Below are 13,138 nucleotides of genomic sequence, written 5' to 3'. Positions count from 1 at the left end.
ACTTTAGTTAAGGAGAAATTATCATGAAAACAAATCAATATTCGGGATTTCACAAACTCACAATGGAACAACGGGCAATGGAAGTTGCGGAATTTTCTAATTTAACGGCTGATGAATTAAATACGATTACAAAGCCGGGAGCACTTTCCGATACAATAGCGGATCACTGCATTGAAAATGTAATTGGTACTTATCAACTGCCTATGGGCGTAGCTATGAATTTTATCATTGACGGGCAGGAACGCCTCATTCCTATGGTTGTAGAAGAAGCATCTATTGTCGCCGCAGCTTCAAATGCAGCTAAAATGGCAAGATCTAGTGGTGGCTTTCATACCAGCTATACGGGAAATATTATGATTGCCCAAGTCCAAGTTGTAGGGGTATCAAATCCGTATTTTGCATGTCAGTCTATTTTACACCATAAAAAAGAAATTATTGATCAAGCTAATGCAAAAGATCCAGTATTGGTGAAAATTACAGGTGGGGCTAAAGATGTGGAAGTCCGTGTTATTGACACGATTATAGGCCCGATGGTTGTAGTACACTTGATTGTTGATACGGGTGATGCTATGGGAGCTAATGCCGTTAATACGATGGCGGAAGCGGTAGCGCCATTGATTGAAAAAATTACTAAAGGAACGGTGAAGTTGCGTATATTATCGAATTTAGCTGCGTATCGCTTGGCACGAGCAACTGCTACTTTTTCCAAAGAGGCTATTGGTGGAGAATCTGTTGTTGATGGAATGATAGATGCCTATGCTTTTGCTGAAGCGGATCCCTTCCGGGCGGCTACCAGTAATAAAGGCATTATGAATGGAATGGATCCGGTTGTAGTTGCAACTGGCAATGATTGGCGTGGAATGGAAGCTGCAGCACACTCTTACATGTATTATAAATATGGAAAATATACCTCGATGACCCGGTGGGAAAAGGATGATGAAGGGAATCTGACTGGATCGATTGAACTTCCTATTATGGTGGGATTAGTTGGCGGTGCCACTAAAATTCATCCAGGGGCACAGACAGCTATTAAAATATTGGGTGTAAAAACGGCAGAAGAGTTAGCTCGTATTATTGCCGCGGTTGGTTTGGCACAAAATTTTGCAGCCATGCGTGCGTTAGCAACTGACGGAATCCAAAAAGGTCATATGAAACTTCATGCTAGAAATATTGCAACAGTCGCTGGAGCTACGGGAGATGTATTAGAAGCTGTCGTTGATAAAATGATTGCGGATAAAAACATATCTGTAGAATCTGCCAAAGACTTGATTACAAGAATGTAATTAAAGGAGGTTCCCGCAATGAAAAAGACGTGTTTGGCTGACATCTGGGGTGATACGGTTGATCTGTATGACTTAGGGAAGGGAATCGTCATAGGAATTGTTATAAGCATTAGTTGTTATTTAGGAGCCCATGAAATAATTATTACACAGGCTCCGGAAATAGCACCTAAATTAGTTTCTGCATATTCGTTACTATTCGGGATTGGTGGATGCGTTATTTCTGCCGTCGTATCTGCAAAGTTATTTAAGCCCAAACGGACTCTGAACGAAGAAGAATTTTCTGAAAAAGATCGGGACAGAGTATTGAACGAATTAAATGTTGATATAAGTAAGGAACAAGAAGAGTTAAAATATGCAGATGCCAAAGTATTGCAAGAAATGAAAGACTTGAAACTATATGAATTATTCTATGGACACGATAAAAATAAATCGTCGGAAGCCTTAAAAGGAGATGAAACATGATGGAGGGTTTTGTTGTCAGTGATTTATTGTGGGCTTTAGGGATGGCATTAGCTGGCGGCATCATTTTTTCCGGTGTCGGTTTAATTTCTGGCACGGATGAAACATCAACCATTGCTCCTCTTACCCTATTAATCGTTTTGTTAGGGGTCCCACCGGTAGCCATTTTTTCCTGGTTTATGGCCGCTGCGATTTCTAAACACATGGTACATGCCATCCCCACAGCTCTAATGGGGGTGCCGGGAGATACAATGGCCGTCCCAATGCTTGAAGATGCTTCTGTTTTGAGGAAACTGGGAGTTCCGCATATTGCTCTTCGTAAAATGATATCTGGCGGGATTATTGCTGCTTTTTTAGCCTTGCCAATCAGTGTGGGCTTTGCTTCTTTATTAGCACCCTTTGCAGATATTGTTAAAGCGTGGGCTCCCGTTGTATTTACTGTAGCAGCTATTATTATTGCCTATACTTCTCAAGGCAGATGGGCCAGTTTGTTTGCTCTGATTCCGTTCGCCTTCTTTGTCCAAGGGTTAAATAAAATGGCTATTGCAAGTATTGGGCATGGCGTATTTATTAGTATGTTTCTTGGGATTGCGATTGGTCCGATGTTTGCGGATTTAATGACCATATTATTCCCGGGATCGCGCCATCTTTTAGCAAGAAGTCAGGCACGAGAATTTTGGCTTGCTCCGGAGTTAAAAACATGGAAGGGATACTTTCCCAATCCGGTGAAAATTCTATCTAAGCATCAGATTTTATACAATGCGTTGACTGCGGCTGTTTCAGCACTTACATTTACGTTCAGCCCTGTTGGCATGACCGTTATGATGGGGGAATTTGTAGGTACCAGAATAAAAGGGTTATACCAACGGATGACGACAACGCTGGCAGTTATGAATGGCACGACAGAAGCCACTTATATTGCAGAAACGGTCATTCCTTTGCTTGCTTTTGGTATCCCACTCAGTCCCGTTGGATTGGGACCAGCAGCGCCATTGTTTAATGCACCGCCTGTTTTTTCAGCACAGCCGGTTCATAATTTACATAATTTTTTAACCCCTGTAGATTACTTGGTTTATGGTTATATTGGGTTGTTCGTTGCTTTTCTGGTTGCTTACCCTTTTTCGATGAACTATGCACGGAAAGCTAGTGCTTGGGTATTGAAACATGTTAGCCAGGAAGCTATTATCAGCATGTTTGCCGGTTTGATTGTCGTAATATCGTACTTTGAAGCAGGCCTGGTAGGTATTTCCATTGCTGTGACTATTGCTGTGTTTGGGGGCATTTTGAACAGATATTTTGGTGTCCATACAGGCGTGCAGTATATGGTCTATTATGCCTCGCCATGGCTTATGCTAACCTTGCTTGGAATAAAATAACCGGTCATATAAAGTTGGTTATTTTAAGAAAATCAAAGCGGCATTGATGATATTGCATTCCATATCATACTTACGGGAACGCTAAATTATATTTCACACATAAAAAGGCGGTTTACTCTGAAATAACAGAGTGAATCGCCTTTTGTATGATTAAGTCTTAAATATAGTTAAATCTTTAAGCCCACACGAAGCTGGCCATGGAGAGAGACCCCATGGTGCAGGTGTTGTTAAAGACCGTTGCCGAATCTTCTCCGGCAGCGCCGAGACAGTAAAGCAGCGGCATATAGTGATCCGGTGTAGGAACGGAGTAGGCTGCGTTTTCGTGTTCTTGGTAGTTGATGACGGCATCGATATTGCCGTTAAGGACGTTGTCTACGATGTATTGGCTGAAGTGTTCTGCCTGGTCGGAACCGCCGCGGTTGTTCCATTCGATTCGCCGCAGGTTGTGGACGATGTTGCCGCTGCCCCAAATCAGGTATCCCTGCTCGCGCAAGGGGGCTAGTTTTCTCCCGATTTCGACACACTGTTCCGTTCTCAGATGGCTGTTTACCGAAAGCTGTACGACGGGGATAGAAGCATCGGGAAACATATGAACCATGACGCTCCAGGTTCCGTGATCGATGCCCCAGCTGTCGTTGATAGAAACGTCGCTACCCAGGCGGTCACAGACTTCTTTCGTAAGGTCTGAACAGCCTCTGACGGGATATTTAAGCTGGTAGAGTTCTTCCGGGAAGCCGTACATATCGTATACTTGACGTGGTTTTTCGGCGCTTTGAATATATGTACCCGGCGCATACCAATGGGCGGATATGGCTAATATGGCTTTTGGCTTTTCCGGGCTGTTTAGAATGTCGGCGCCGATTCGCTGCATTTCGCGCGTAAGATCATTTTCATCGATGGCCAGCATGGGGCTTCCGTGTCCGATGAAGATAACAGGCGTCTTTTTCATATAACAAATCCCCCTTTGTCTTGTAATTCGTAAATATAAACCCCTTTTAGTATATCATATACATACTTTACGTCAACAAAGGGCCTTGTTTCATATATTCAATTGAGGAGAGTGTTTTACTGAAAAACAAGTGCCTTTTGAGAATGGCCTTATTGCCCGGAAGTCCTTATTTTGGTATACTACATAGTAACGTACAGGTTACGGACTTTTTTTTAGGGATAACGACTGTGCGTCCTTTTGGGCGCCCGAGTTATCTCTTTTTTTATAGGAGGATTTACCATGGAAATTCGTCACTATCGCTGGAATGATGGAAAAACGCTGACTGTCGGAGAAAGAACGCTGATTATGGGGGTATTAAATTATACGCCTGATTCTTTTTCGGATGGAGGCAAGTGGAATGATATCGACGCGGCCTTACGCCATATGGAAGACATGGTTGCCGATGGTGCCGATATTATCGATATCGGTGCTGAATCATCCCGCCCGGGCTTTACGCCGATTTCGGCGGCTGAAGAAATTGAACGATTGGAACGAATACTGCCCCGCCTCGTCGATGCTTGTCCGGTGCCCATTTCTGTCGATACGTATAAGGCCGAAACGGCAGACTATGCCATGAGCACGGGAGCCCATATCATGAACGACATTTGGGGCCTGCAGTATGGGCCGGAACCGGGAAAAATGGCTTCAGTTGCCGCAAAACACGGCATCCCCGTCGTCGTCATGCATAATCAAGACGGTACGGAATACGGTGACATCATAGGCGATATGAAGCGATTCTTTATTCGTTCGTCCATGATTGCTGACAAGGCCGGGATGCGTCAAGACCAAATCATTACCGATCCGGGCATCGGTTTTGGCAAGACTTTTGAACAGAACGTCTATGTCATGAAGCACCTGCGCGAATTGACGGCCCTGCCGTATCCCATGCTGCTGGGGACGAGCCGTAAGGGCTTTATCGGAAAGATCCTCGACCTGCCCGTAACGGAGCGGATGGAAGGGACGGGGGCGACATGTGTGGCCGGAGTCCTTTCGGGATGTACTATCATGCGTGTTCATGATGTAAAACCTATTGTTCGTATGTGCCGCATGGCCGATGCCTTAGTGGATAACATTTGATAAAAATAGTATTATTTATGCATAGATGGTGACTTGCTTCTTGACCAATGTCCATTCTGGAAGTATAATAGCCCAAATACTGCGGACGTCAAAAGCGGTGCCGCAAGGGGGAGATGGTTCTATGAAGTGTGAAAGTTTACGAGGCCTCGTCGTTTGCCGGGATTTTTTGAAGGATCCTGTCATCAAGGCCTTGATGGATGTTCAGGAAGATACGGATCAAGGGGCTTCGTTTTCACGGCGAGCCGGTGCGGCCGCCTTATTGGAAGCGGCTGAACGGTTGGGGCTTCAGGGCAATGTGCTGCGCCAGTATTTTTTATACCTTTTTTCTGAGGGACGTACGGTAGCTGCCGATGTTATGGAACGGGTCGGTACCGCAGGTACGGGACTGACTCGGGCTTTGGCTTTCGATATGAAACTGATATTTCCGTACTTACAGCGTCAGCCTTCTGACTTCTTTGATATCGAATTTTTAGATGATTATGAGCCGGCTTCCGTTACAAACGACGCCTGCATTCGGTCCTTAGAGAAAGCTTTTCAAGGGGCGGATACGCCGGAAAAAGCCACGGCCGTCCTGCTCGATTACTATGCCGTCTTCGGCCGCGGGAAACTTGCTCGTTTCATGGCCTTTCGGTTGTCTGATGACGGCCAGCTCATCGGGATTGAAAATTTCCCGCACCTCGATTGGAATGATCTCATTGGCTATGCTGCCCAGAAGGAAAAACTCATGGCCAATACAGCGGCTTTTGTCAGCGGGAAAGAAGCGAATAACGTTCTCCTTACGGGATCTCGCGGTACGGGTAAGTCGACGGCAGTCAAAGCCTTGGTCTCACGATATCATGAGCAAGGATTGCGCTTGGTTCAGCTTCAGCGTGACCAGCTTCAGGGACTACAGCCTCTGATGGAAACGTTGGGCGCTATCGGCAGCAAGCGTTTCATCTTGTTTCTCGATGACCTGTCTTTTGATGAAAATGAAGCGTCTTATAAGTACCTGAAATCGGCCATGGATGGTGGTGTTACGCCACAACCCAAAAATGTGGTTATTTATGCAACTTCTAATCGCCGTCATCTGCTCAAGGAGACCTGGCATGACCGCAATGATGAATGGGAAGAAGTCTACCGTGACGATAACACCAATGAAGCCATTTCTTTATCAGACCGTTTCGGCCTCATCCTTCATTACGCAGCGCCGACTCAGGATGAATATCTGGAAATCATTGGCCATGAATTGAAAAAAGCCGGCATTGATCTCGCTCCGGAAAAGCTGCGAATCGAAGGGCTGCGCTGGGAGATGGAACATTCCGGCCGCAATGGGCGGATTGCCCAGCAATTTGTGAAATGGTACCTCAACAATCGGGACTCCTAAAAATATTAGGAAGTCAAGCGTTTAACTAAAGAATTTCAAATTAATTTCAAAAAAATCATTGACAAACGAGGCGTCATTTTGTAGAATGTGTTCAAGCTTTTCAAACGAGCCGAACTGATAAGGGCTCGCAAAAGCATAGAGTAAAATCTGATGACGGGAAAGAGTAGGTCCTTCGGATACTTTCAGAGAGTCGGCGGGTGGTGCGAGCCGATAGTGAAGATCGATTGAAAATCATCCCTGAAGAGGAGTGCTGAAGTATACTAAGCACTGACGACTTTTCCACGTTATAGGAAACGCGTATGTTGGTACGTTGTAGAGAGCCTGGCGCAGCAATGAGCTGGGAATCAGGGTGGTATCGCGGAATAAAAACTCCGTCCCTCATAGGGATAGGAGTTTTTTTGTTACCTCTTTCGACGCATCTCTAAATTCCAACGAGAATAAATTATTTTATACTCAAAGGAGCGATGTTATTATGGCAAAGGTTTTTTATGATCAAGATGTAAATTGGGATGTCATGAGAGGTAAGAAGGTAGCTGTCGTCGGTTATGGCAGCCAGGGGCATGCCCATGCTTTGAATTTGAAAGAAAGCGGCGTAGACGTCGTCGTCGGTTTGTACGAAGGCAGTAAATCTGTCGAAAAAGCAAAAAAAGCCGGCCTTGAAGTCAAGACCGTTGCCGAAGCCGTTAAAGAAGCGGACGTTACCATGGTCCTCATTCCGGACGAAAAACAGGCGGATGTCTATGCTTCTGAAATCGCTCCGAATTTAAAATCCGGCAGTGCCCTTGCTTTTGCTCACGGCTTTAACGTTCACTTCAAACAGATTGTCCCGCCGGCTGACGTCGATGTCTTCATGGTAGCTCCGAAGGGCCCCGGTCACCTCGTTCGCCGTACTTTTGTAGAAGGCGGCGGCGTTCCGGACGTATTCGCTGTTGAACAGGATGCGACGGGAACTTGTTTTGATTTAGCCCTGGCTTATGCCCGCGGTATCGGCGGCACGCGTGCCGGCGTCATCCAGACGACCTTCCAGGAAGAAACAGAAACGGACCTCTTCGGTGAACAGGCTGTTCTCTGCGGCGGTATCTGCCAGCTCATCACCAACGGTTTTGAAACGCTCTGCGAAGCAGGGTATCAGCCGGAAATCGCTTACTTTGAAACCTTCCATGAAATGAAATTAATCGTCGACCTCATGTATGAAGGCGGCATGGCCAAGATGCGTAAATCTATCAGCGATACGGCTGAATATGGCGATTATACGGCCGGCCCCCGCGTCGTAACCCAGGCTTCGAAGCAGGCCATGAAAGACGTCCTCAACGACATCCAGTCCGGTGCCTTTGCCAAAGATTGGCTCCTCGAAAACAAGGCCGGCGGCCGGGCTCACTTCTTAGCTATGCGCCGTCAGCACGCGGAACATCCTCTCGAACAGGTCGGTGAAAAGCTCCGCGCCATGATGCCCTGGCTCCACAGCAACGATCAGAACGACTAATTTCTTCATGGTCCATAGACCATGCGCTTAATGACATGATAACGAGGTGAATAGAATGAACATGACCGGCGCACAAGCTGTCCTTGAATGCTTACAGCGAGAAGGTGTAGATGTCGTATTCGGCTATCCCGGCGGAGCCGTCCTAACCTTATACGACGAATTATATAAAGCGGAGTTCCCTCATATTTTGACGGGACATGAACAGGGGGCTGTTCACGCTGCCGACGGTTATGCTCGAGTGACGGGGCGCACCGGAGTCTGCTTTGCAACTTCCGGCCCGGGAGTCTGCAACATGGTGACCGGCATTGCGACGGCCAATATGGATTCTATTCCCTTGGTTATCATCAGCGGTCAGGTCGCGACGCCACTCATCGGCCGTGACTCCTTTCAAGAAGCTGACATTTCCGGTATCACGACGCCCATTACCAAGCATAATTATCTCGTAAAGGACGTCAAAGAATTGCCGCGGGTCTTGAAAGAGGCCTTCTACATCGCTTCGACAGGACGGCCGGGACCGGTCCTGGTCGACATTGCCAAAGATGTCTTCGACACGTCCTTTGAATTTGAATATCCAAAGGATGTTCACCTTAGAGGTTACAGCGGCAATCAGGAAGGCTGCCAAGACGATGTGGTCCGTGCCGTTAAGTCCCTGGCTAAGGCAAAACGGCCGGTCCTCCTCACCGGCGGTGGTGTCATCTTATCGGAAATGGCAGAAACCCTGCGCACTATCGTGCAGCCGCTCGGGATACCGGTCGTAACGACGCTCATGGGGAAGGGCAGTATCCCTGATGATTGGGATTGCCACTTGGGAATGGTCGGCATGCATGGCTCTTACGCCGCCAATATGGCCGTTACCCAGTGCGATTTGCTCCTTGCCGTCGGCGTCCGTTTTGATGACCGCGTTACCGGAGACGCTGCGAATTTTGCGCCGCAGGCAACCATCGTCCACTTCGATATCGATAAGGTTGAAATCAATAAGATCGTCCATGCCGATATCAGTGTCAACGCCGATCTTCGCTGGTCTCTGCCGCGGCTGTGTGAGGGACTGAAACCTTATGGACAGTCCCTTTATGAAAGATATGAAGGGTGGCGGCACGTCGTTTTGTCCATGAAGAAGGCCCATCCCTTTGCGACCCGTCATCTGGAGGGAACCATCTCTCCGCAGGCGATTTTTAATGCCGTTCAGGCTGCGACCGATGAGGATACTATCATCGTTACCGACGTCGGCCAGCATCAAATGTGGTCGGCTCAGTTCTTCAACCTGAATAAACCGCGGCACTTCGTTACCTCCGGGGGATTGGGGACGATGGGGTACGGTCTTCCGGCAGCCATGGGTGCTAAAATCGGCTGTCCTTCATCTACGGTCGTCCTCTTTACCGGCGACGGCAGCATCATGATGAACTGTCAGGAATTTGCCACACTCCATAAGTACGGTGTCGACGTCAAAGTCGTCGTTCTCCACAACAACGTCTTGGGCATGGTCAATCAGTGGCAGCGCATGTTTTACAGTGGTCACTGTTCGCAGTCGGTCATTGCCGACAATCCGGATTTGACGGCCATCTCAAGAGCCATGGGGGTTCCCGGCTCCTGTGTCCGCAGTCCGGAAAAATTGGATGATGCCGTATCCTGGTTATTCCAAACGGAGGGACCGGCCTTGCTCGATGTATTCATTCCGCCTGATGAAAATGTGTATCCTATGGTTCCCGGCGGAAAACGATTGGATCAAATGGTATTGGGAGGTGAAGGCCAGTGACGAAACAGCACCTGGCACTACTTTGCGACAATAAGCCCGGCGTACTGACACACGTCGCCGGCCTCATCAGCCGCAGAGCCATTAATATTGAATGCATTAACGCCGGGTACACGGAGGAATCCGATGTGACCCGCATCAATATCGTCGTGTCCGTCGAAAACCGATGGGAACTCGATCAGGCAGTCAATCAACTGGCAAAACTCATCGACGTCATCAAGGTGGTAAACCTTGATGACGCCCCCTTTGTCAGTTATGAACTGGCCATGATCAAGATACGGAGTCTGACGCCCGAAATCCGGGAAGAATTGACCAATATTGCGAATTTGTTCAAGGCTAAGATTGTCGATGTCCAGCGACATTCGCTGACCATGCGCATTACAGGTCGGGAAGATCGTATTGAAGCCTTGCTTGAAATGCTGAAAGACTATGAAATCATTGAAATTGCCCGGACGGGCCAGATTTCTCTCTCTCGAGGGGAAACGGCCGTGAAGGATATGTAATAGATATGCCGCTGCCAGTACGGCATAAAGAGAGGATGGATATTATGCGCAGTGATGTTGTAAAAAAAGGGGTTACCCGAACGGCCCATCGGAGTTTGTTCCATGCCATGGGCTATAGTGATGAGGATTTGAAGAAGCCTTTGATCGGCATCTGTAATGCCTTTAATGAAATTATTCCGGGCCACGTCCACTTAGGCGAAATTGCCCAGGCCGTTAAACTTGGGGTAGCCGCTGCCGGCGGTACGCCTATCGAATTTCCGTCTATCGGCGTCTGTGACGGCATCGCCATGGGTCATCGTGGCATGAGTTTTTCCCTTTCGAGCCGCGAGTTGATCTGCGACTCCATCGAAGCCGTAGCGACGGCCCATGCTTTCGACGGCTTAGTCCTCATCCCGAACTGCGATAAAATCGTGCCGGCCATGCTCATGGCTGCGGGCAGACTCAACATCCCGACTGTCGTCGTCAGCGGCGGTCCCATGCTGGCCGGTCGCTATAAGGGCCGCAATATCAGTGTCAGCACGATGTTTGAAGCCGCCGGTAAGGTCGAATCCGGCCAGATGACGGCTGAAGAAATGCATGAAATGGAATTTCACGCCTGCCCGGGCTGCGGTTCCTGCTCCGGCTTATTTACGGCCAATACGATGAACTGTATGACCGAAGTCTTGGGTATGGGCCTTCCCGGCAACGGGACGATCCCGGCTGCTTATACGGGCCTTCGCCGCATGTTGGCCAAAAAAGCCGGAGAAGTCGTCCTGGACCTTGTTCGCCGCGACGTCAAGCCTCGGGATATCATGACCCTCGAAGCTTTTGAAAACGCCATTGCCGTCGACATGGCCATCGGCGGTTCTACCAATACGGCCCTGCACCTGCCGGCCATTGCCCATGAAGCGGGGGTACAGCTGTCCCTCGACGAGTTCGATGCCATCAGCCGCAAGGCTGCCTATATCTGCAAGATGAGCCCCGGTGGGACCTACCATATGCAGGATCTCGACGAAGCCGGCGGTATCTGCGCCGTCATGAAGGAAGTCTCGAAGTTGGGCTTGATTCACACCGACGCCAAGACCATTACCAGCACCGTAGGCGACCGCATTAAAGATGCGGAAGTCCTCAATCGGGATGTCATCCACTCCGTCGACAATGCCTATATGAATAAAGGGGGCATTGCCGTCCTCAAGGGGAATTTAGCCCCCTTAGGATCGGTTATCAAAGAAAGTGCCGTCGATGAAGACCTCTTGGTCTATAAGGGAACGGCCAAGTGCTACGATGCCGAAGAAGACGCTATCGAAGCCATCATCCGCGGCGACATCAAAGAAGGGCACGTCGTCGTCATCCGCTATGAAGGTCCGAAGGGTGGGCCCGGCATGCGAGAAATGCTCAATCCGACGGCAGTCATCACCGGCATGGGCTTGAAAGTCGCCCTCTTGACCGACGGCCGCTTCAGCGGTGCCAGCCGCGGTGCCTGTATCGGCCACATTTCACCGGAAGCGATGGAAGGCGGTCCCTTGGCCTTAGTTCACGACGGCGATACGATTTCTATCGACATCCCGAATCGTAAACTGGAACTGGAAGTCAGCGATGAAGAACTCGCTAAACGCCGAGCTGCTTGGAAGCAGCCGGAACCGAAGGTCAAGACGGGCTACCTGTCACGGTATGCTAAGCTTGTTACGTCGGCCAATACCGGCGCTGTCATGCAGTAAGACTGAATGTTATCTCCTGCTTCCGTGCCCTTCGCCTATGCTGCGCAGGGAATGGGGGCAGGAGATTTATTTTATCTGAATATAAAATGATATGAAAAGGGGCTTATTATGAAACAGGTTTGTGCTCTCATCGGTAAGTTTTTTGGCGTCATCGCCATCATCTTTCTCATCATCGGCCTTACGATGCCGACGAGTTTTTCTTGGGTTTTAGGCCATGTCGGCGGCATTTCCGTCTTGTCGGTTCTCTTGGGCATCATCATGTTTGGCATGGGCATGACCATGAGCGCCAGCGATTTCGTCCTCGTTTTGAAGCAGCCTAAGGACGTATTTTTCGGCGTTTGTGCCCAGTATTTCGTCATGCCGTTCCTGGCCTTCGTCCTGGCGACCGTATTTCGCCTTGATCCGGCTCTGACGGCAGGCGTCGTCCTCGTCGGGACCTGCCCGGGCGGTACGTCGTCCAATGTCATCACCTTCATGAGTAAAGGCGACGTTCCCTTATCGGTCACCATTACCAGTATTTCGACCTTATTGTCTCCGGTCTTGACGCCCCTCTTGACGTATCTGATCATCGGTCAGCGTATTTCCTTTAATCCTGTCAGCATGTTCTTATCCATCGTACAGATCGTCATCGTTCCTATCGCCCTGGGGCTTTTAGTCAAGCGCTTTCTGCCGAAGCTTGCCGGAGCTGCTCTCGACTATCTTCCGGCCGTGTCAGCCATGGCTATTTCCTTCCTCATCGCCGGTATCATCGGTGCCAGCCGCGATTCCATCCTCAACAGCTCGGGCCTTATCCTGCTCGTCGTCATCTTGCATAACTGCCTCGGCTATGCCCTGGGATTCTTTATCGGCCACCTCTGCGGCATGAGCTGGAAAAAGATGGTTGCCGTATCCATCGAAGTCGGTATGCAGAATTCGGGCTTGGCCACGGGGCTTGCCAAAACCCATTTTGCCGCCCTTCCCATGGCAGGGGTCCCCGGCGCTATCTTCAGCGCTTGGCACAATATTTCAGGCGCAGGCCTTGCTTATCTTTATGTCAATTATTTAAATAAACGCTTTGATAGTGACTATCAAGCCGACGACGAACAGGCATCAAGCAGTGTCTTATCGGCGGCTCATAAGTAGTGAACAAGTTCGTTTGGTTGTGGAAAAAGGTGTTGTC

11 protein-coding genes and 1 other annotated feature are annotated in these 13,138 nt (G+C 49.0%); of the genes, 10 read left to right on the top strand and 1 reads right to left on the bottom strand.

The annotated features are described in order from the left end of the window. Window positions 1-23: 23 nt before the first annotated feature. Genes A0U42_RS10835 through A0U42_RS10825 form a run of 3 tightly spaced genes read left to right on the top strand, consistent with a single transcriptional unit; the run spans window position 24 to window position 3,118 of the window. The gene (locus tag A0U42_RS10835) at window positions 24-1,283 is read left to right on the top strand and encodes a hydroxymethylglutaryl-CoA reductase, degradative (RefSeq protein ID WP_065360987.1); all 1,260 of its coding nucleotides are present in this window, start codon (window positions 24-26) and stop codon (window positions 1,281-1,283) included. Window positions 1,284-1,301: 18 nt separating this feature from the next. Then, window positions 1,302-1,745, top strand: a complete 444-nt coding sequence (locus tag A0U42_RS10830) for a hypothetical protein (RefSeq protein ID WP_065360986.1) — start codon at window positions 1,302-1,304, stop codon at window positions 1,743-1,745. Continuing rightward, the gene (locus tag A0U42_RS10825; protein ID WP_218055549.1) at window positions 1,742-3,118 is read left to right on the top strand and encodes a tripartite tricarboxylate transporter permease; all 1,377 of its coding nucleotides are present in this window, start codon (window positions 1,742-1,744) and stop codon (window positions 3,116-3,118) included. The genes A0U42_RS10830 and A0U42_RS10825 overlap by 4 nt, the downstream gene beginning before the upstream one ends. A 175-nt stretch (window positions 3,119-3,293) precedes the next feature. Here the strand turns inward: A0U42_RS10825 and ygiD are convergent, their stop codons facing one another. Next, window positions 3,294-4,067 (bottom strand): 4,5-DOPA dioxygenase extradiol, encoded by a 774-nt coding sequence (ygiD, locus tag A0U42_RS10820; protein ID WP_044505332.1) that lies wholly within the window; start codon window positions 4,065-4,067, stop codon window positions 3,294-3,296. A gap of 279 nt (window positions 4,068-4,346) precedes the next feature. Between ygiD and folP the strand changes: the two genes are divergently transcribed. From folP to A0U42_RS10785, 7 genes are all read left to right on the top strand, one after another. Then, window positions 4,347-5,183 carry a dihydropteroate synthase gene (folP, locus tag A0U42_RS10815; RefSeq protein WP_065360985.1) on the top strand — a complete coding sequence of 279 codons (837 nt, stop codon included), beginning with the start codon at window positions 4,347-4,349 and terminating at the stop codon, window positions 5,181-5,183. 121 nt (window positions 5,184-5,304) lie between these two features. Then, entirely contained in the window at window positions 5,305-6,546 is a 1,242-nt protein-coding gene (locus A0U42_RS10810; protein WP_065360984.1) for an ATP-binding protein, read from the top strand. Between the two features lie 141 nt (window positions 6,547-6,687). Further along, window positions 6,688-6,928, top strand: a binding site (T-box leader). Between the two features lie 90 nt (window positions 6,929-7,018). Continuing rightward, on the top strand, window positions 7,019-8,029 hold the full coding sequence (gene ilvC, locus A0U42_RS10805) for a ketol-acid reductoisomerase (RefSeq protein WP_044505335.1): 1,011 nt from the start codon (window positions 7,019-7,021) through the stop codon (window positions 8,027-8,029). A gap of 55 nt (window positions 8,030-8,084) precedes the next feature. Further along, entirely contained in the window at window positions 8,085-9,782 is a 1,698-nt protein-coding gene (ilvB, locus tag A0U42_RS10800; RefSeq protein WP_065360983.1) for a biosynthetic-type acetolactate synthase large subunit, read from the top strand. Then, entirely contained in the window at window positions 9,779-10,282 is a 504-nt protein-coding gene (gene ilvN / locus A0U42_RS10795) for an acetolactate synthase small subunit (RefSeq protein WP_065360982.1), read from the top strand. The genes ilvB and ilvN overlap by 4 nt, the downstream gene beginning before the upstream one ends. 44 nt (window positions 10,283-10,326) lie before the next feature. Continuing rightward, entirely contained in the window at window positions 10,327-11,979 is a 1,653-nt protein-coding gene (ilvD, locus tag A0U42_RS10790) for a dihydroxy-acid dehydratase (protein WP_065360981.1), read from the top strand. 108 nt (window positions 11,980-12,087) lie between these two features. Further along, window positions 12,088-13,101, top strand: coding sequence for a bile acid:sodium symporter family protein (locus A0U42_RS10785; protein WP_065360980.1), 1,014 nt, complete (start codon window positions 12,088-12,090; stop codon window positions 13,099-13,101). Window positions 13,102-13,138 lie beyond the last annotated feature (37 nt).

The organism is Megasphaera sp. DISK 18, assembly GCF_001682955.1.
GTDB classification, from domain to species: Bacteria; Bacillota; Negativicutes; order Veillonellales; family Megasphaeraceae; genus Megasphaera; species Megasphaera massiliensis.
This window is presented reverse-complemented; position numbering and strand designations above follow the sequence as displayed.

Bases quoted from the DNA above. Each gene is read 5' to 3' on its own strand.
- A0U42_RS10810 (WP_065360984.1), top strand. From the start codon at position 5,305: ATGAAGTGTGAAAGTTTACGAGGCCTCGTCGTTTGCCGGGATTTTTTG.
- A0U42_RS10825 (WP_218055549.1), top strand. From the start codon at position 1,742: ATGATGGAGGGTTTTGTTGTCAGTGATTTATTGTGGGCTTTAGGGATG.
- A0U42_RS10785 (WP_065360980.1), top strand. From the start codon at position 12,088: ATGAAACAGGTTTGTGCTCTCATCGGTAAGTTTTTTGGCGTCATCGCC.
- ilvC (WP_044505335.1), top strand. From the start codon at position 7,019: ATGGCAAAGGTTTTTTATGATCAAGATGTAAATTGGGATGTCATGAGA.
- ilvB (WP_065360983.1), top strand. From the start codon at position 8,085: ATGAACATGACCGGCGCACAAGCTGTCCTTGAATGCTTACAGCGAGAA.
- A0U42_RS10830 (WP_065360986.1), top strand. From the start codon at position 1,302: ATGAAAAAGACGTGTTTGGCTGACATCTGGGGTGATACGGTTGATCTG.
- ilvD (WP_065360981.1), top strand. From the start codon at position 10,327: ATGCGCAGTGATGTTGTAAAAAAAGGGGTTACCCGAACGGCCCATCGG.
- folP (WP_065360985.1), top strand. From the start codon at position 4,347: ATGGAAATTCGTCACTATCGCTGGAATGATGGAAAAACGCTGACTGTC.
- ygiD (WP_044505332.1), bottom strand. From the start codon at position 4,067: ATGAAAAAGACGCCTGTTATCTTCATCGGACACGGAAGCCCCATGCTG.
- A0U42_RS10835 (WP_065360987.1), top strand. From the start codon at position 24: ATGAAAACAAATCAATATTCGGGATTTCACAAACTCACAATGGAACAA.